The 19,314-nt window shown below is 31.1% G+C and carries 19 protein-coding genes and 1 pseudogene; 18 read left to right on the top strand and 2 right to left on the bottom strand.

Going from position 1 to position 19,314, the window contains the following annotated elements; translation table 11 throughout:
• Positions 1-482 precede the first annotated feature (482 nt).
• The 9 genes and pseudogenes from ABWP20_RS16105 (at position 483) to ABWP20_RS16060 (ending at position 7,349) form a co-directional block, all read left to right on the top strand.
• Entirely contained in the window at positions 483-647 is a 165-nt protein-coding gene (locus ABWP20_RS16105) for a hypothetical protein (RefSeq protein ID WP_353097184.1), read from the top strand.
• A gap of 116 nt (positions 648-763) precedes the next feature.
• A complete protein-coding gene (locus ABWP20_RS16100) occupies positions 764-1,873 on the top strand; it encodes a stalk domain-containing protein (RefSeq protein WP_353097182.1) in 1,110 nt (369 codons plus the stop codon).
• Positions 1,874-2,139: 266 nt separating this feature from the next.
• Positions 2,140-2,751 (top strand): annotated as a pseudogene (locus ABWP20_RS16095) (DUF3841 domain-containing protein).
• 976 nt (positions 2,752-3,727) lie between these two features.
• The gene (locus tag ABWP20_RS16085; protein ID WP_353097178.1) at positions 3,728-4,030 is read left to right on the top strand and encodes a hypothetical protein; all 303 of its coding nucleotides are present in this window, start codon (positions 3,728-3,730) and stop codon (positions 4,028-4,030) included.
• 2 nt (positions 4,031-4,032) lie between these two features.
• Positions 4,033-4,692, top strand: coding sequence for an alpha/beta hydrolase (locus tag ABWP20_RS16080; RefSeq protein ID WP_353097176.1), 660 nt, complete (start codon positions 4,033-4,035; stop codon positions 4,690-4,692).
• Between the two features lie 353 nt (positions 4,693-5,045).
• Complete coding sequence (locus tag ABWP20_RS16075) at positions 5,046-6,101, top strand: helix-turn-helix domain-containing protein (protein ID WP_353097175.1); 1,056 nt, start codon at positions 5,046-5,048, stop codon at positions 6,099-6,101.
• Positions 6,102-6,193: 92 nt separating this feature from the next.
• Positions 6,194-6,502 (top strand): transposase, encoded by a 309-nt coding sequence (locus ABWP20_RS16070; RefSeq protein ID WP_353097173.1) that lies wholly within the window; start codon positions 6,194-6,196, stop codon positions 6,500-6,502.
• Positions 6,499-7,008, top strand: coding sequence for an IS3 family transposase (locus tag ABWP20_RS16065; RefSeq protein ID WP_353097186.1), 510 nt, complete (start codon positions 6,499-6,501; stop codon positions 7,006-7,008). The genes ABWP20_RS16070 and ABWP20_RS16065 overlap by 4 nt, the downstream gene beginning before the upstream one ends.
• 41 nt (positions 7,009-7,049) lie before the next feature.
• A complete protein-coding gene (locus tag ABWP20_RS16060) occupies positions 7,050-7,349 on the top strand; it encodes an IS3 family transposase (protein WP_353097172.1) in 300 nt (99 codons plus the stop codon).
• Between the two features lie 193 nt (positions 7,350-7,542).
• Here ABWP20_RS16060 and ABWP20_RS16055 read toward each other — a convergent pair whose 3' ends face one another.
• Positions 7,543-8,013 carry a helix-turn-helix domain-containing protein gene (locus ABWP20_RS16055; protein WP_353097170.1) on the bottom strand — a complete coding sequence of 157 codons (471 nt, stop codon included), beginning with the start codon at positions 8,011-8,013 and terminating at the stop codon, positions 7,543-7,545.
• Positions 8,014-8,294: 281 nt separating this feature from the next.
• On the opposite strand from ABWP20_RS16055, the gene ABWP20_RS16050 reads away from it, so the two are divergent.
• The 9 genes from ABWP20_RS16050 to ABWP20_RS16010 all read left to right on the top strand — a co-directional run bounded on the left by ABWP20_RS16050 (position 8,295) and on the right by ABWP20_RS16010 (position 18,737).
• Complete coding sequence (locus tag ABWP20_RS16050) at positions 8,295-10,013, top strand: S-layer homology domain-containing protein (protein ID WP_353097168.1); 1,719 nt, start codon at positions 8,295-8,297, stop codon at positions 10,011-10,013.
• Positions 10,014-10,015: 2 nt separating this feature from the next.
• Positions 10,016-13,180 (top strand): hemoblobin-interacting domain-containing protein, encoded by a 3,165-nt coding sequence (locus tag ABWP20_RS16045; protein WP_353097166.1) that lies wholly within the window; start codon positions 10,016-10,018, stop codon positions 13,178-13,180.
• A 242-nt stretch (positions 13,181-13,422) separates the two neighbouring features.
• Positions 13,423-13,608 carry a hypothetical protein gene (locus ABWP20_RS16040; RefSeq protein ID WP_353097164.1) on the top strand — a complete coding sequence of 62 codons (186 nt, stop codon included), beginning with the start codon at positions 13,423-13,425 and terminating at the stop codon, positions 13,606-13,608.
• 260 nt (positions 13,609-13,868) lie between these two features.
• Entirely contained in the window at positions 13,869-14,087 is a 219-nt protein-coding gene (locus ABWP20_RS16035) for an IS3 family transposase (RefSeq protein WP_353097162.1), read from the top strand.
• Positions 14,088-14,326: 239 nt separating this feature from the next.
• Positions 14,327-15,313, top strand: a complete 987-nt coding sequence (locus ABWP20_RS16030; RefSeq protein ID WP_353097160.1) for a class I SAM-dependent methyltransferase — start codon at positions 14,327-14,329, stop codon at positions 15,311-15,313.
• Between the two features lies 1 nt (position 15,314).
• Positions 15,315-15,767: a MarR family winged helix-turn-helix transcriptional regulator gene (locus ABWP20_RS16025; RefSeq protein WP_353097159.1), complete on the top strand. Its 453-nt coding sequence runs from the start codon at positions 15,315-15,317 to the stop codon at positions 15,765-15,767.
• 25 nt (positions 15,768-15,792) lie between these two features.
• Positions 15,793-16,935, top strand: coding sequence for an ABC transporter substrate-binding protein (locus ABWP20_RS16020; protein ID WP_353097158.1), 1,143 nt, complete (start codon positions 15,793-15,795; stop codon positions 16,933-16,935).
• Between the two features lie 2 nt (positions 16,936-16,937).
• Entirely contained in the window at positions 16,938-17,960 is a 1,023-nt protein-coding gene (locus tag ABWP20_RS16015; RefSeq protein ID WP_353097156.1) for a FecCD family ABC transporter permease, read from the top strand.
• Positions 17,961-18,737: an ABC transporter ATP-binding protein gene (locus ABWP20_RS16010; protein ID WP_353097155.1), complete on the top strand. Its 777-nt coding sequence runs from the start codon at positions 17,961-17,963 to the stop codon at positions 18,735-18,737.
• An 87-nt stretch (positions 18,738-18,824) separates the two neighbouring features.
• Here ABWP20_RS16010 and ABWP20_RS16005 read toward each other — a convergent pair.
• Positions 18,825-19,314 (bottom strand): helix-turn-helix domain-containing protein (locus tag ABWP20_RS16005; RefSeq protein WP_353097154.1); only part of this gene is annotated, 490 nt, incomplete at its 5' end.

Here is a 19,314-nt window from a genome sequence, read left to right as displayed (position 1 = left end):
CGTAATTCTATTATATATTATTTTTTCTATACGACAACTATCCTAACACATTGGGGTTATAACGTTGTTAGATTTCATAAAATTGATAACTATCATAATGGGTGTAGCATTTCCTGCATTTTTAATTAAGGCAATCAAAGCACAAAATGATGATACAACATTAAAATATACCGTTTGGGCTTGCGTTAGTTTTGGAATTGTCGTGCTTACTCTAGTGGCGTTACATTGATGTACGGACTATAATTGAGTAGGATTATGTGCAATAGATAAGACTAGAGAAGATTATATAAGAGTTGATGTCACAGTTCCAGGAGAACGATAGGAGGTTGAGTTTTCAGCTGATGGTGATATAGTAGCTAAGAGATTTAAAAGTTTTATAAATGTAGAAAGTGAACAAGCTTTAAAATATTTATTCAAAAATTTTTCAGATTAATATCAAATCAGTACTTATAAATAAATATATAGTAGATGGAGGCAATATTTTGGATAATATTATGGATATGTTAAGGATTGTAAGTATGTTTATATTAGGTATTGGTGGTATTATTACAGGGATATTAGAAATTAAAAAGAATACTAAAAAGCCATTGCCAATAATTTTATGTTGTCTTGCAATGGGTATAGGAACTATAGGGTATTTATTATGAATATAATTTACAGTTTTAGCTAGGACACAATCTTAATAAAACACGACATATCTGTAAAGTTAGGTGACATTTGAGCTAGTGGATAACTCTTATAATCCGTAAAAGGAGGAAAACAAATGTTTAAGCAATGGAAGGGATTCTTATCAGGAACTATTTTTACTTTAGTAATCATGGCATTGACTGGCACTGTTTTTGCTGCTGTGACAGGTACAAGTATAACTGTATGCTATGATAACATAAAAATTCTTTTAAATGGTAAGGAAATAGAAATAAAAGATGCTAATGGTCATAAGGTAGAACCGTTTAGTTATAATGGCACGACATATGTGCCAATTCGAGGAGTCGCAGAGTCATTTAATAAGATTGTTGAGTGGGATGAAGATTCGAAACAAGTTATAATATATGATACTGAAATTGATAAGTTTTGGGATACCTTAGTTAGTATACCAGAAAACTACACAGGACTTGATATATATTGGAGACATATAGATAACAATATTATGGAGAAAGCAGATGATATTATTGAAAAACATGGTGTAGATGTATTGTTTAAAGGACTAGAATCAACGAATGTGTATAGTCAATATTACTGTATAAATAGGCTTGTTGAGTATTATAATTATGATGATATAAGAATTCATGCAATAGCAAAAATCACACCTTTTTTGAGCAGTACAAACAATACAATCAAGCAAGGTGCAGAATTTGCCATAAGTGTGCTAAGTAAGAAATTTGATAGTTCATATATAGTGAACGCTGTTGACGGCATTAAAGTTTTTGCACTTTTTAATGATTACTCCGACTATGGAAGCTATAATGAATTATGGATAATTAAGAATGATAAGCTATCAAAGCTTTATTCTTTTACAGAGTCGCAAACATATATTGATACGACTGAAGCAATTAAAGTTTCCCCAGATAATGATAAAATAGCAGTACAAACATCTACCAGAAGAAGCAACTCACTCAATATTATTGATTTAAACAATAAAAAAGCAAGTCCTGAAATCATGAAATTAGCTATAGAAAAAGTAGCAATGGATAATAAAAATTACAGTAATACATATCCAGACGGACAATACAGTTGGTGTGGCAACCTAAAATGGATTGACAATAATACAGTAGAGTTTGAGGCAAACCTTGCTTATAATTATATGGAAATAATTGAACACGTAATTATAAAATATAATGTTTTAGATAATTCTTTAGAATATATAAGATTATAAAATATGTTGGTTTGACTATTGAAAAGGGAGTAGAGGTGATAAAAACTGACTTTGGTACTTAGTTTATGAGATTTTCACCTCTAAAATCAACCTAATAGTGTAATTAATTTTATGGCACATCACTACAAGCAATAGGGAAAACTAATAAAGGTATTATTAAAAAACTTGAAGAAGAATAAGATATAAAATCTTTGAAGAACTTATTAACGAGAATGAATCAAGATTGATCTTTAAATCTATTTATACTTATAGGCAGGTGGACTATTATGAGATTATGGATTATACAGCACTATCAGGCTTATAATAAGTTGTTAGAAACCGGAGTTTTAAGAGCAAATGAAAATTATTGTTATAGTGATTTTCGTTTAGCATATGACTGGATGGTAGAGAAAATGAAACATAACGGTCTTGTACCATCTGCAGGTGTAAATTATCCTATTTGGGCATGGTACAAATGGGAAGGAAAGAGTAAAAGACGAGATATGAGAGAATCAGGATATGCAGAATGAGGTGAAAAGATAGTTCAATTAACTATAGAAGTTGATGATAAATATGTATTACTTTCGGATTTTGATCTTTTTCATTATGTTTTGAATTATTGGTATTTACCTATAGATATAAAAGAACAAGAAAATTTTGAAAGGGAATACACTGACTATGGTTTTGAATGGAAGGATTTACAAGATTTTAATATCCGAACTAAAAATATGAAAGATATTCGAAGAAAAATAGAAAAAGGTTGGGATCGTATTTTTGATTTGGAAAGAGAAGATGAAAATTTGATTTATGGGAGTAACTCCAATAAATCAATACAAGCTACATTCTGGGAGTTAAAACTTGAACAGATTGTTAAAGCTGAGGTCTTTATTGCAAAATGAATTGATAGATGGCAAACCATTGAGAGTATTTAACCATCTCTTTACGACATCTTCATTGTCACCTTAAGGCATGTTAAGTGCGTGATTCTGATGCAACGTTGTGGTTCGGGAAGTAAAAAGTAAGGTTTGACCATAATATATTGTGGTTTGAAGATGAATTTGGGTTGAAGATCGGAGAAAAAACACCGACTTTTAACCCTTAAAAATAGGGTGTTTTATAGATGACATTGGATAATCTGAATGATAACAAAGGAAAATGGTTAAGTTTTGTTGATAAATTGACGGGGAAATAATATGCTATAGATTAACATCAGCAGATAAATGCAATCTTAACTATTGAGAAAACAATTAATCTCGTGCTTTTCGAAAGAAACTAAAGAATCCAAATAGCCCAAACAGTCCAAATAAATTTGTGCTACTTGTAAATATTCCAAGCAAACCTAGCAATCCTAATAAGCCCAAATATCCCAGCTTATTAGCTCTGTTAAAGTTTTTATTCATAAATAATTCCCCTTTCATTTAGATATATGGATATATATTATATGAATAAAGTTATAGTTATATGACAAGCAGTACTAAATTAGTGAATATTCTTTATACTTAATGTTTTATTGAGGATAATATTAGTCATATATGAGGGTGGAAATTGTAAAGGCTTTAGATTATTTTGAAATCATAGATTCGGTTCAAACTAAAGACTATACGGAGATCTATAGCATACACTTTATTTAAAAGACATCTACTACAGTATTGGAAATCATAAAAAAGTATTACCTTGATTATGAATTATAAAATTGTTTCTTGATTAATTTAGAAATTGAGATACATGAAGAATGATATTAATTTTTATGAAACCTAATAAGGATAATACTATATTTTCAATCTACTATTTTAGTTATATGTGTTTTAAAAATATAATTTTAATTAAAATAAGTTATGCTACAATACATTATACTTCATAAAGGGGGTAGGGAAAATGAGTAATAAAAAGATTCTGAAGATAATTGGAATAATTGTAGGAGTTGTTATTGTAATAGGAATAATAGGTGTATGTGGTTTTACAGGGGTTTCTGTTTTTAATAATACTACTCAGTTGGTAAATAATGAAAGTACTGATATTGGAGCAGCAAAAAGATATTTTAAAAAGATAGACTTTGATTTAGAGGAATTTCAATCAAAATATAAAATTGAGACAATACAGATAGAATCTACATTAGATGGACATACAATTCGTGCTGATTATATTACTATGGATGAGATAAAAATAAGGATACTATAATAATGGTTCATGAATTGGGGAGAAGCCGTTGGACGAATTATCCTATAGCTACTATGTTTTTGGAGAATGGATATAATGTTGTTTCATATGATCAACGAAGTTCAGGAGAAAATATGGCAGAATATACTACATTTGGTTACTTAGAAAGTCATGATTTAGAGAATTGTATGACATATTTAATAGATAATATTGATGAAAATAAAAAGATAGGAGTATTTGGAGCTTCATTTGGTGGGGTAACTGTGGGAATGCATCTTGACTCAGAGCAAGCAAGTCAGAATGTTGATTTTGCAATTTTAGATTGTCCGGTAAGTGATATGGCATATATGATCTCTACTAAAATGGAAGAAATGGATATGGGAATATCAGTAAGTTTTCTAATGTCTATGGGAGATGTAGTTAATAAAATGAAATTAGGATTTTCTTATGAAGATGCAAATGTTTGTAATTATGTAAGCAAGACTAAGGTTCCTGTCTTAGTTATAAACACTAAGGAGAATCAAATAACACCTTATTTTATGGGAGAGGACATTTATAATGCAATCCCTCATAATAATAAAAGACTATTTACTGTTGAGGATAGCAAACATGTAGAAATAGATCAAGATTACCCAAATGAATATGAAGAAAGTATAATTGATTTTATAAAACAATTGCCATAAGATAAAGATATCTTATGAGAGAATGGAGGGAAATACTATCTTTCCCATCTATAATTCCAGCAATATAAGTTTTTCTGGTATTAGTTATTTACATTACCTCCTATTATTAATTTTATAGCAGAAAGAGGATTGGAATAACAAAAGGATTTTGTATAATTGAGAAATGATGATGGGCTAAGTCGCATTTATAGAAATAAAGATTATTTGCACAAGGAATACACTCTGATATGAATAACAGTTATTTTTTTTGAGGAATAATTAATAGATATTCAATTGTTAGATATGATGATTCTTGATATGATTAAAGTAGCAAAGGCCATTGCTTATTGAAATAGAATCAGGAGGTTATTTATATGCAGATAGGTGAAGTAATACGAGAATACAGAAAAAGAAAAAACATGACTCAGGAGGAAATGGCAAATCGACTTGGAGTAACAGCTCCGGCAGTTAATAAATGGGAGAACGGAAATTCACAGCCCGATATTATGTTATTGGCTCCTATTGCCAGATTGCTCAACGTTACTCTTGATACTTTATTGTCTTTTGAAAAAGAACTTACAGCAGAAGAGATAAATGGTATTGTTTATGAAATGGATGCCAAATTACAAAACGAAACTTATGGAGAGGCTTTTCAGTGGGCAAAAGGGAAAATCGAACAATATCCTAATTGTGAACAGTTGATTTGGCAAATAGCCTTGATTTTAGATGCATGGCGTTTAACAAAGGATATTCCAGATTCAGAGAAATATGAAGGTTATATTAATGATTGTTATGTACGAGCATTAGATAGCGAGGATGAGAATATTAGGAATAGAGCAGCTGATTCATTATTTGGATTTTATTCAAGAAAAGAACAGTACGAGAAAGCAGAGGAATATCTGAATTATTTTTCTAGTCAGAATCCGGAGAAAAAGAGAAAACAAGCATTTGTTTATAGTAAGACAAATCGGGTGAATGAGGCATATAAAGCATACGAAGAATTATTGTTTTCGGGTTATCAAATGATGAATCTGGTATTTCAAAGTATATATATATTGGCTATGCAGGATAAAGACAGGGAAAAAGCTTATATATTTGTTGAGAAACAAAGAGAATTAGCAAATATTTTTGAAATGGGAGAATACCATGAAGCATCGTGTAGACTCGACCTAGCAATAGCAGAAAAAGATGTGGAAGCAACTATAGAGACGATGGAGAAAATGCTTGCCAGTGTTGATAAAATATGTGACTTTACGAAGGTGATTCTATATGAACATATGGAATTTAAAAAAATAGAAGAGAAATTCATTACAAAACTGCATAAAAACTTGTTGACTAATTTTAGTAATGAAGAAACATATAGCTATATGAAAAAGAGCAAACGTTGGCAGGAGTTGATAAGCAGTAATTCAAATTTGTTGATAGATTAACTTAGTGATAACTTTTAATATGGACTGAACCCCTTTTAGTAGACGTATAGATTAGTAGATTTAGTCAATACTTTTATTAGGAGGGGTACTTTATGTCTAGAAAAAAATATAGTAAGGAATTTAAAGTTCAAGTTGTTAAACAAATTATTGAGGAAGGTAAGAAAACCTCACATATAGCTAATGAATTAGATCTATCTAGAGATATGGTGTATAGATGGATAAAAGAATATGAAATCCATGGAAGTGAAGCTTTTTGTGGTCATGGTAATGCTCGCAATGACCATGAATTTGAAATAACAAAGCTTAATAAAAAAGTAGAAACTTTACAAAAGGAATGTGAAATTTTAAAAAAGTACTCAACCTTCCTCAAGGAACGAAACAAGAAAAGTTTAGATTTATAAAAGAGAATTCTAGTGAATATAGTGTTAAAACCATGTGTAATGTACTTAAAATTTCAAGATCTGGCTATTATAAATATCTTAATCATACTCCAAGTAAAAGGTCAGTTGAGAATGAAGCTTTAACAGAATATATTAAAGATATACATAATCAATTTAAAATGTGTTACGGATATCGAAGAATAAAATTTGAGTTAGATGCTAGAGGTATAATAGTTAATCATAAAAGAATATATAGATTGATGAAAGAATGCGGTATATCTGGAAAACATCCAAGAAAGAAAAATGGTAATTATAAAAAAATTAAAGAACAGCTAATAAAAAATAATATTCTTATGCAAGATTTCTCTGCTGATATGAAAAATAAAATTTGGGTTGGTGACATAACATATATTCCTACTAAAGAAGGATTTCTATATCTAATGGCTTATATGGATGTATATACTCGTAAAATTGTAGGTTGGTCTATGGATAAAAATATGAGAGAACAATTAGTAATTATGCGTTAGAGGTCGCTATATGGAATGAATCACCCAATGAAGGCCTTGTTGTGCATACGGATAGAGGATCTCAATTTATTGGTAAGAGGTACCAGATCGAGGTTGAAAAACATGGTATTATTCCAAGTATGAGTAATGCTGGAAATCCTTATGACAATGCTATTATGGAGTTCTTTAATAAATCATTAAAAACAGAAATGATGGATAGTAACAAAGTCTTTGCTACACGAGAAGAGGCTAAAAAAGCTGTATTTGAATATATAGAATTTTTTTATAATAGAAAGAGAAGGCACTCTTCTCTTGGATATTTATCTCCTTTAGAATATGAAAAACTGAACCTGAGCAAATAGACTATTTATCGAGTCTACCTAACCGGGTTCAGTCCACTGTTTTATTATTCTAACTGTCTACTACAAGGGGAGCATATCAATATAATAGATAAGTTTTTTTGATGATAGAAAAAATAGGCAAAGAGACTTTAAAGTCTGTAATATATCATGAATATCTGCATCAATTGCTGAATTGGAATAAATAGTGCGACACTTAATCTAAATAATTAATTTCGTGTAAAAATCTTTCAAATGGTGTATCATATGCTAGATATTTTCTTGGTCTAGTATTTATTTTCTTAAAGATTCCTGTTCTTCTCAAAACTTTTAAAGGAAGATCTATTAAACCTTTATAAATCCATGTATATATAGTTTTAAAAGAAACAATACCTTCTAAATCTCTACCTACAATTTGTTCAGGTGACCAAGTTTCAGATAATTTATGTTTAATAAATTGTTTTAAAGTAGATATACATTTTGATTTTCTATATTTATCTTTAGACTTTTTATCGTAATCAATTTGAGAATAATTAGCAATATATTTTCCTTTACATCTGGCTAATTCTCTACTAATAAAAGAATGATGAAATCCTAATATCTTTGCAATTTTTCTTGTAGAATATCCCTCACTATTTAAAACCTTTATTTTATTTCGATCATTTATAGTAAAATGTTTATAACTCATAACAATCTCCTTTCGTAGTGCTTTTATAGATATTAGCATTTTACACGAAATATTGATTTGTTGTGAGCTTTTTATTTTTTAGATATCTCACTTAATTATACAATTTAACTTATAAATTACAAAGGTTTAAGTAATAAAATTAAATATGATCTAAAGTATTAAATCTTAAATAAATTTAAAACAAAAAAATATTGACAGAATATAACATTAATGTTACCATGTAAATGATAATGATAATCAATATCAATACGTGGATATTATTTAAGAAAGTAGGGATAAAATTGAAAAAAGAAAAAATATTGGCAATTGGATTAACTGCATCTATGGTATTACAAATGAATGTATTTGCATCATCAACTGAAAGTTTTTCTGATCTGCCAAATGATTGGTCAAGAAAGCCATTGATACATGCAGTGGAAAATGGCTTGATAAGTGGTTCAAATGGTAAGATTAATGGCAGCGGGAAATTGACAAGAGCAGAGATGGCAGCAATAGTTTCGAGGGCTTTTGGAGTAGAAGATGGGTTAAGTTTAAATGGCTTTATAGATGTAAATGAAGATGCTTGGTATTATAAGGACATGGCTAAAGCTGTAAAAATGGAAATTATACAAGGAGATAATAACAAATTAAATCCAGAAAAAAATATAACTAGAGAAGAAGCATTTACAATTTTGGCTAGAGCTTTTTTAATGGAAAATAATCATGGAGATAAATTAAATACTTTCCAAGATGGAAATGAAGTTTCCTCATGGGCAATAGATGCAATAAATGCTTTAATCAGTAATGGATACATATCGGGTTCTGAAGGCAAGATAAATCCTAGAGAAACCATTACTCGTGCTGAGTTTGCAAAAGTAATGGAAAACTTAGCAAGTACTTATATTACTTCATCTGGAACAATCAGTGAAGTTAAATCTGGGAATGTAATAATTAAATCTTCAGGAGTAATTTTAAAAGATTTGAACATAGATGGAGATTTGATATTTGCGGATGGAGTAAATCAAGATAAAGTTGTGCTTGATAATGTAAAAGTAGCTGGAAGATTAATAATTCGCGGCGGAGCGAATTCAAGTGAGATAAAATCATCTAAAATATCAGAAGGGATTACTATAAAAAATAATAATAAATTAACACATTTAATTGTAAAAGATAGTGATATCCCCAAGATAATAACAAGAACAGATTTTGCAATTGATGGGAATACAGATAAATTAGAAATATTAGATCAGGCTACTGTAACAATAAAATCTGGAGAAGTTAAAGACATTGTTGTAGATAAAAAATCTGATAAGACAAAAATCATTGTGGAAAAAGAAGGATATGTAAAAAATATAGATGACAATGGTAATGGCATAAAAGTATCAGGAGAAGGTAGAAAAAATAGTGAAAATAAAATAGTGGCTTCAAAGAGTGAAGATGTTAAAAATGATAGTAAAAGTAGGTCAGGAAGTGGAGGAGGAAGATCTAGTAGTAAGACTAGCTCAGGAAGTGGTGGAAGTTCAAGTGGTACAGATGATTCAGTAAATAAAGGTGGAACAGGAAATACTTCAGGAAATGATAATGGGTCTAATAATACAGGTGGGAATTCATCAACAGAAACTGGAAAAGATAAAAATAAAGAGACTACAGATGGTACAGATGATTCAGTAAATAATGGTGGAACAGGAAATACTTCAGGAAATGATAATGGGTCTAATAATACAGGTGGGAATTCATCAACAGAAACTGGAAAAGATAAAAATAAAGAGACTACAGAATTTTTAAATCTTGATGAAACTAAAGTAATGGATTTAGGATGGGTTCAATATACAGTAATATCTTTTAAAAATGGCAATTTAAATGACTATAAAATTTCCGTTAATGGGAAAGAAGTAAAGGCATCTAAAATTGACGATGAAGGAACTTTGGCAAAATGGGAAATAGAAAAATTAGGAGAGTTTAAATTAACAGTTGAAAAGGATGGTAAAGTTCAAACAGTAGTTTTAGGAGGTAGACGATAGAAATGAAGAGAACAAAAATAACTAAAATAACTAAAATAACTAAAATAACAACTAGTATTATATTAGTTGGGATGTTGACTAATACAGTGGCTATGGCGGCACCATCTAAATTTATATCAGGAGCAGCTGTGGATTATGCTGAGTACTTAGAAGAATACTATGACAAGTATGGGAATTTAAGAAAAACTCCTAAATATACGACTTTTGATTTGACAGGAGTAAGAGATAAGAGAGCGGAAGGAGTTCCGATAACTACTTCAGAAGATGTAGAAGTTGAAAGAAATAATTATGGAGATGTTGAATCAGGAGAAGTGGAAATAATATATGAATTTGAAAATGAAAGTCAGAAGAAATGGTTTGAAGAAATAGAAAAGTTAGTTTTGATTGCAGAAGACAATACTACATTAAATAAATCTTTAAATTATGAAAAGGTAGAAGAAGGGGATAAAGGTGTAGTTAAATTTACTATTCCACAATATGGAATTAGAAAAAATGGAAGGTATGTAGTTAGAACGGAATCTAAAAATTCTAGGGATGTTGCATTTACTAATATACACTTGGTAGATGTGGAAGTTCCAGTGATAAGATTAAATACTCATTTAACATATCAATCAGGAAAAAAGATAAGTTTTCAGATATCTGGAATGGATGAAAGCTGGCCAGAAAATCCTATAGAAAAATTTATGTTAGTAAAACCTGATGGAACAGTAAAAAGAATGATAAAAGGAATAGATTATGATTTTACCGTTGGCGTTCTGGAAATATATGGTACAAGTAAGAAAAATGGGGAATTAAATACGAAATATAATGGAGAATATGAGATACAAATTCAAGCAAATGGATATAAAGACACGTCCAAAAAATTCAAAATTCAAGATGGTGTAGATATTAAGTTAGAGCAACCGTTTAGAATAGATGCTATGTCCAGTGCTACATCAGGAGGATCTGGTGGAGGAGCTTTTATGAAGAGCTTTTTTATGGTATTTGAAGAAGATTTAATTTCAAACGCTTTGATTTTAGGTAATTTAGGAAAATATAACAAAGAAATGGATAAAGTTCTTAAAAATTGGAAAAAGTTTCATCCAAATTTTGCCTTAACTGAAGGAGATGGAGAATATTATAGTTTCCTAGAATATCATGACTTAGTTCAAGATGCACAACTAAATGATAACCATTATTTAACATTTGAGGAATACCGAAAAAATGGAATGAAGGCAAGTGGAAGATTTGGTGAAGTTAAGTTTGTACTAGAAGATGGGAATCTAGGAAGTGAAATACAATTTTCAGATGTAGAAGGAAAGAAAGAGCCTAAACTAATAACAGAAAAAGAAATTATAGCAGGAGAAGATTTAGTTCTAAAATGTACAGAAAATCAAGAAGATTATCTAAATAATGTTCATAAAGTGTTTGTTGGATCACATATATCTTTGGATGAAGAGTTTTATGAAATAGATGCAGAAGAAGGTACATTGACAATAAAAGCAGAAGTGCTAAAAGATTTGAAAGAAGATACTATAGTATATATATACTCTAAGGGATATAAGGAAAATAGATTCACAATTCAACCTAATAAGGTTCTTTGGGATATCGAAGTGAGTTTAGAAAATAAAGAACCGAAAGTTGGAGAAGACATTAGAATAAAAGGAATGACTGGAGAGTTTATAAATAAAATAGAATCTATAAATATAAATAATAGATATGTTTATTATTATGGAGATGAAAAGGATAAACTGTTTAAATTTGAAGGAAATACATTAATATTAAATAAAGATTTATTTAAATTACCTGGAGAATACAATATATCCATAGTTGTTACGGGATATGAAAATCCTATTAATCTTAAATTTGATATAGGAAGTAATGGAGAAGAAATTGTATTAGAAAAAACACCAGAAGTTATAAAATCTAAAGTTGAAAGAGATGGAAGAATAGTATTATACTTATATGAAAATGATTCAACCCCAGAACTTCAAAGTAAAGTTTATAAGTTTTTAGAAAAACTTGTGGCTGTTGATGTAAATGGAAAACCTATGTCTAAATATGGAACTTCTGAAGAAATGAGACAAGATAGTTATAATACTGTAAGAGGGGAAGTATATATAAATACAGACAAAGAGGATGTAAATGTAATAAAATTAAAAGCTGATGGATATGAAGAACTAGTTGTCAAAGTTGATAGATATGGAGATATTACTAATTTAGAACCTGGTGAAGAGATTGCAGGTAAAGATACTCCTAAGCCAATAAATGTTGATTCTTCGCTATATGCACCACTTGGAATATCATTTGATAATACTGGATATATAAATGCAATAAAATCAGTAGAGGTAAATGAGAAAGGAATGGATAAATCTGAAACATATTGGATAGACAATGAATACAATATGTGGTATCCATTAGAAAATACATTATTAGTGAGTGCTAAATTTAGTAAAAAATATCCTAATAAAATTGTTATTAAAGCAGATGGATTTAAAGAGCAAATAATCTCAGTTGAATTTGATGGAAATAGAGTTAAAAGTTTTAAAGTAGTTGATTCTATGGATGCACCAGAAGAAAGAGGAGAAAATCAACCACCATATGTAAATAAGATCTATCTAAAAGATGAAAAGATGCAAATATCTTTAATTGATGAACTTGGAACTTATGAAAATGATATAACAAATGATTATTTAGGTACGATTATTAATATTAAGTTAAATGGACGAGATTTAAATACAGAAAATTATAGTATAAACAAAAGATATAATAGTATTTATATCAATAGAAGTATACTAGATGATGTTAATGAAGTTATAATAGAATCTTCAAAATATGATGAATTAACGTTAAAGGTTGATAAACATGGAGATATTACAGAACTTAATATTGGAGATATAGTAGAAAACAAAAAGGTTCCAGAAATGACAAATGTTAGCAGTTTTTGGGGAAGTGAAGTAGACATTAAGTTTGAAAATGGTAATTATGTATATACAATAGATGATGTAAGAGTAAATGATACAGAAGTTGATTGGGAGATTTATTCTGCTTCAGGTATATCGTTAAATATAAAGTCCAAATTAAATAAATCTGGTGAGAATGTAGTAGAAATCTTTGCAAGGGGATATGAAGATAAAATTATAACTATAACATTAGATGAATATGGAAATCTTGTTGAATATAAATAGATATTATGATGAATTAAATTTGAAAATTTGTAGTATTTACATTCATAAAGGCATATTTAAATAATATAAAAGGACCATTTATGATATGATACTTCCAAAGTAGACAGTCTAATTAATTTAAATTTAGACTATCTACTTGGAGGTGTTTTTTATGGGGAGAAAAGCAAGATGAATTGCTATGTTCACTAATTAATGAATATAATTTAACTTTTGATGGAATTTTAGGGTATAGAAGGATGACCATGTTCATTAACAGACTAAATCATAAATCATTTTTGGAAGAATATATACATAGACTTATGAAAGTTTCAGGTATTACAGTCAGAATTAGAAGAGAGAAAGTTAATTGTAAGAGAATAAAACCAGAATATACAAAAGAAAATATTTTATCAAGGGATTTTACTGCTAAGGCTCCTAATGAGAAATGACTTACAGATGTAACTGAATTCTCAATTCATGGAGATAACAGAAAGCTTTATTTAAGTCCAATTATGGATATTTATGATTAATAGTATTATTGAATATAAACACTTTCTTTTAAGAACAATAATCATCTTGTGTTTAGCATGTTTGATAAAGTAATACAAAAATATCCTAATGCAAAGCCCATATTTCACAGTGACCGAGGGTTTCAATATATAGGAAATATCTTTAAGAATAAGATTGATGAAGTTGGAATACTCAAAGTATGTCTAGAGTTGGTAAATGTATATACAATGGTCCTATGGAAGGGTTTTTTGGTACTTTAAAAACTGAGATGTATCACGGAAAAAAGTTTAAAACACTTGAAGAATTAAGAGGCAAAATAGTTGAATATATTAAATTTTACAATGAAAAAAGATTTCAAAAAAGACTAAGATGCATGGCTCCTTTAGAATATCGATACCATGCATCCATAAGTGCATAATATTTTAATTAAATGTCCACTTGACATGGATCAGTTCAGACAATGGAGCCATATGGAATTTTGACAATCATACTTTTACTCCATGGGGAAAAATATCTATAAATAAATTAAACAAAATAGCGAAATCTATATCAGAAAGATAAAAAATAATTGTATGCTTGACATACGATTATTTTTATTGTATGCTATGTATACAATATATAGTTAGCGGAAGCTAACGAGGGAAAGAGGGTGTTAAATTGGATGCACAGATTACCCCAAATATCTATTATGAAGTTCTCAATCAATATCAATCTGCGCAGCTTCTGTTTGAGGCAATTAAGTTAGATGTTTTTTCTTACTTGGATAAGCCAACAACAGCAAAGGAAATTGCTAATGAGACAGGATATGATGAACAGAATGTGGAATTGCTTTTACTTGCACTTTCATCATGCAGCTATATTGATAAGGAGAACAACAGTTATTGTAACACAAAGGCTGGAGTAGAATATTTATCAAGGAAAAGTCCCAACTATATCGGACAAACAATTATATTTCGCGAAACCATGACTTCACTTTCTGATATTGGAATCAAAGTTAAACATGGTTCTGAAAAAGAGGCTGGCATTGGATACGATTTTGCTACTTTAGCAGAAGTTACCGTTCCTGAAATGTATGCTACTGGTCGGGTAGAAAATTTTGTTTCAGAAATCAAAACTATCTTTACTGACAGGACGCAGGAGTACAAAATCCTTGATTTAGGCGGAGGTTCTGGTATACTAGCCATTGAGTTTACTAAAAACTATCCCTATAGTAAAGCCTATGTATTTGAATTTCCCAATGTAGCAGTTACAACTAAAAAGATTATTACTCAACACGATATGGGGGATAGAGTTTCGATTTTGACTGGTGACTTTAATACTGATAAGATTGGCAGCTCTTATGATATGGTTATAGCTTCTGGTATATTAGACTTTACCACAGATGATTTAGATGGTTTTATGTCAAAAATCTCAGAATCTCTATTGGATAAAGGATATCTCCTTTTAATAGGACGATACTCAGACACAGAAGGATATACTCAGGAAAATATATTAGGCTGGCTTTCAGGATATATGGATGGGATTAAGCCTTCCCCAACAAGAAGTCGGGTTGAGAATGCACTGAGCAAGGCACAACTTCAACTTGTTCGTTCAATTCAATCCGGGCGATTTCAAGGTTATCTATATAAGAAAGTGATGGTGTAGTATGGAAGGATTAGGAATTGAAGTTATAAATGCTTTTATCACTCTTACAGAGAATATTGCAAATAGCAGGACAAATATTTTGAATTTTGGAAGCGAGGATATGACATTTTATCGTGGTGAAATCCATATTATCAAGATGATCGGTGATTATCCCGGTATTTTTAGCTCAGAGATTGCCAGGCGTTTTGGTATTACCCGTGCTGTTGTTCATAAAACTCTACTCAAATTAGAAGAACGGGATCTTGTAATAAAAGAACAGGATGATGAAAATAGAAAACGTCATAATTTGTTTTTGACAGAAAAGGGGCAACTAGCCTATCAGTATCACCAAGAATATCACAATCAGCATGATAAATCCTTATTTGATTATGTGGCTGGATTACCTAGTGATCAATTAGAGGCAATCAAGGACTTTTTAGAACATGCAAATAATTTAATTCAAAATCATGCGTGAAATATGCATAAAATAGGAGGGAAAAATGAAAAGACAAATTATTATTTTGCTGTTGGCTATTGTAATGTTATACTCAGTGGCTGGTTGTGGTAGAGATATACAGCAAGAAAGCAGTCAAACTGAAACAAATGTAGACATCACAAACAATGAATCAGATGAGGATATACAATCTCAAGTGAGGACAATAACAGACTTGGCAGGCAATGAAGTAGAAATTCCTGCAGTAACGGAAATTAAGCATGTGGTTGTCATTACACCGCCAGTTACTTCAGTTTTGCTTGAAGTTATACCTGACACAGATATGATTGCGGGACTTAGCCCAAAAACTTTTGTATATTCTAACGAAGATGTTATGGAAAAGTTATTCCCTAATTATAAAGATATTGAAACAACCTTTGTTGGTGACGATTTTTCTATCAATACCGAAGCACTTCTAGCACTGGATCCGGATATTATTCTTTATTATGGAGAGATACAGAAGAAAGGTCTTGAAAATATTGGACTTCCTATTATTAACTTCTTTTCACCTAAATTGACCGACCCTAAAGATGTAACAGTTGCTTGGGACAATCTGCTGCGTCAGATCTTTGAGGTAGATGACAGTGAAAGCCTTGAAAAGGAATGGGAGTATTTTGATACAAAAGTTGAAGCAATCTTAGCAGGACAGACTGAAGAACCAAAACGTGCTTTGTGGGTGTTTAGCAATGTTAGTGGTAGTTTGGTTGTGGCTGGCAGTAGTTCGTTTGACGCTTATGCAGAAAGTTTCTTTGAAAAGGCTGGTATTGTGAATGTGGCAACCGGTATAGAGGGAACTACCGAGGTGGATATGGAACAAATCTATGAGTGGAGCCCTGATATTATTTTTGTATTCCACAATGTATCAGCACAAAGGTATTTGAATAATAGTATAGAAGGACAAGATTGGTCACTTTTAGAGGCTTGGAAAAATCAAGCTATTTATGATATTCCGCAGACAGCTTATTCATGGGGTGCCCCTTGTGCGGATTCTCCGCTAATGCCCTCGTGGTTGATTTCAAAGGCATATCCTGAACTCTATAGTGAAGAAGAGTTCCGTACCGAATTAGTCAGATATTATGAGCGATTACATAATGTTACTCTGACAGAGGCGGATATGGATTCGATTTTGAGTTTAAGGAATATTCAATAGGTATGGATAGAACTGTCAGAAATCAATATTTAACAATTATAACTCTGCTTGGTATTTTACTAGTGCTAGCAATAGTGGGATCTATAATTTTCGGAAGATATGAAATGAGTTTGGTGGATATTGGTAATGTAATTAAAAATCGAATAAATGGAACCTATGACGATAAATTTAAAATTATGGATCATGTGTTGATAAACGTCAGACTTCCGAGGATATTATTAGCTGGATTGGTGGGTGCTGGATTATCTATATCCGGTGCCGCCTTACAGGGGACATTCCAAAACCCATTGGTAAGTCCTGACCTATTGGGTGTATGTGCAGGAGCTGGATTTGGTGCAGCACTAGGAATACTGCTTTTTCCTGACGACAGTGTGCTTTCGTCCCTACTTCCCTTTGTATTTGGGATTTCCAGTATTCTATTGGTGTTCTTTCTTGCAAATGGACAAAGTAGGAGAGAAACACTATCCCTTGTATTATCCGGCATTATAGTATCATCAATTTTCAATGCACTTACATCACTTATAAAATATATGGCTGATACAGGAGACAAACTACCTGCAATAACCTTTTGGCTTATGGGTAGTTTCTCCAACACCACATACACCCATATAAAGATTGCAATCATTCCCGCATCAATAGGTATTATAGGTTTGCTGGTCTTACGCTGGAAAATCAATCTATTATCCCTTGGGGATGAGGATGCTTATACAATGGGTATCAATCCTGGGCGTACACGTTGGCATATAATTATTTTTTCCACACTGGTAACTGCAGCTTGTGTGACAGTATCAGGTATAATTGGCTGGATTGGTCTTGTTATTCCCCATATATGCAGACGAGTTGTAGGTGTTAATCATGGTAGACTGCTTCCAGTCTCTTGCTTAATGGGTGCGGTATTTATGATACTGGTTGACAGCATAGCAAGGAATCTGACAACAGCAGAAATACCAATTGGAATTTTAACCGCATTAATTGGAGCCCCTTTCTTTGCAGTAATTTATAGGCAATCCAAAGGAGGAATGTAGATGTTATTAGAGGTTAAAGACGGAACATTTTATTATGATTCAAAGACACCTATATTAGAAAACATCAATTTTAAAATGGGACCAGGTGAAACCATGGCTGTTATGGGGCGTAATGGAGTTGGAAAAACAACATTGATTAAATGTATTGCGGGGATATTGAAATGGAAAAGTGGTTATTCAATTGTTGCTGGTCAAAAAAGCAACAGCAACAAACCCATTGGTGAGATTGGATATGTTCCGCAGGCACATAAAGCTTCCTTCTCATATTCTGTCCGGGATATGGTTGTATTCGGGAAAGTAGGTCACAATTCATATTTTGCAGTTCCACGGAATGAAGATTATCAAAAAGCAGATAAGATTTTAGAGTGTATAGGTATTGCGGATTTAAGTGATAAACGGTGTAATGAATTAAGTGGTGGACAATTACAACTTGTTTTTATCGCGAGGGCATTGGTAAACTCCCCCCAGCTTCTGATATTAGATGAGCCAGAAGCCCATTTAGATTTTCGTAATCAATTAAGGCTGTTAAAGTTGATAAAGAACGTTGTTTCTGAGCAAAATATATCTTGCATTATCAATACCCATTATCCCAATCATGCAATTAGGATAGCTGACAAATGCTTTCTGTTGGGGGATAATGATTATCAAGAAGGAGTGGTACAGGAGGTAATGACAGACTCAAATATCAAAAAGTATTTTTCTGTCCGTTCTCAAACACTATATACTACTTACGAAGGTATACAAATCCCCACTTTCGTCTTTTTAGATGAAGTTTAGCATATATTCCATTTGAACTGCATAGTCAAAAGGCGGCTTTGATTTTATTTCAAAGCCGCCTTTTACTTTACATAGAGTTGGATTTTCCTATTTGCATAAGTCTCGTGGAGTAATACCAAACCTTTCTTTGAAAGTTTTTGAAAAGTGGCTTACATTTGTATACCCTACAGCAAAAGCTGTTTCGCTTACATTATGCTCCCCACTCTCAAGTAGAGAGAAAGCTTTTTCAAACCTTTGTTCACGAATGAGCTCATATACTGTTTTTCCGAAATATTGTTTAAATGAACGTTTTAACTTACAATCATTCATCTGTATTATGCGGGATAATTCTAGTAATGTGGGAGGAGATTCCAACCTGTTTAATAGAATTTCACGGGCATACACCAAACACTCCATATCAGTTTTTGACAGTTGATTAAGGGGATATTTAGAACAATCTTCGCAAAGTAATCTTTCAATATTTATGGACATCAGCTCTAAAATATAGCTTTCAAGTAACAGTTTGTTAAGATTGTCTGATCCTTCAGCAAAACATAAATCTAGTTTTCTTATAATACTCTCTTCCCGTGCATCACTT

Source organism: Tissierella praeacuta (assembly GCF_040396155.1).
GTDB classification, from domain to species: Bacteria; Bacillota; Clostridia; order Tissierellales; family Tissierellaceae; genus Tissierella; species Tissierella praeacuta_A.
The sequence above is the reverse complement of the archived record's forward strand: the minus strand, read 5'-3'. Positions and strand labels throughout refer to the sequence as shown.

Excerpts from the sequence above, each read along its gene's own strand:
- ABWP20_RS16100 (WP_353097182.1), top strand. The coding sequence starts at position 764 with ATGTTTAAGCAATGGAAGGGATTCTTATCAGGAACTATTTTTACTTTA.
- ABWP20_RS16085 (WP_353097178.1), top strand. The coding sequence starts at position 3,728 with ATGAGTAATAAAAAGATTCTGAAGATAATTGGAATAATTGTAGGAGTT.
- ABWP20_RS16080 (WP_353097176.1), top strand. The coding sequence starts at position 4,033 with ATGGTTCATGAATTGGGGAGAAGCCGTTGGACGAATTATCCTATAGCT.
- ABWP20_RS16075 (WP_353097175.1), top strand. The coding sequence starts at position 5,046 with ATGCAGATAGGTGAAGTAATACGAGAATACAGAAAAAGAAAAAACATG.
- ABWP20_RS16070 (WP_353097173.1), top strand. The coding sequence starts at position 6,194 with ATGTCTAGAAAAAAATATAGTAAGGAATTTAAAGTTCAAGTTGTTAAA.
- ABWP20_RS16055 (WP_353097170.1), bottom strand. The coding sequence starts at position 8,013 with ATGAGTTATAAACATTTTACTATAAATGATCGAAATAAAATAAAGGTT.
- ABWP20_RS16045 (WP_353097166.1), top strand. The coding sequence starts at position 10,016 with ATGAAGAGAACAAAAATAACTAAAATAACTAAAATAACTAAAATAACA.
- ABWP20_RS16040 (WP_353097164.1), top strand. The coding sequence starts at position 13,423 with ATGTTCATTAACAGACTAAATCATAAATCATTTTTGGAAGAATATATA.
- ABWP20_RS16035 (WP_353097162.1), top strand. The coding sequence starts at position 13,869 with ATGTCTAGAGTTGGTAAATGTATATACAATGGTCCTATGGAAGGGTTT.
- ABWP20_RS16025 (WP_353097159.1), top strand. The coding sequence starts at position 15,315 with ATGGAAGGATTAGGAATTGAAGTTATAAATGCTTTTATCACTCTTACA.
- ABWP20_RS16020 (WP_353097158.1), top strand. The coding sequence starts at position 15,793 with ATGAAAAGACAAATTATTATTTTGCTGTTGGCTATTGTAATGTTATAC.
- ABWP20_RS16015 (WP_353097156.1), top strand. The coding sequence starts at position 16,938 with ATGGATAGAACTGTCAGAAATCAATATTTAACAATTATAACTCTGCTT.
- ABWP20_RS16010 (WP_353097155.1), top strand. The coding sequence starts at position 17,961 with ATGTTATTAGAGGTTAAAGACGGAACATTTTATTATGATTCAAAGACA.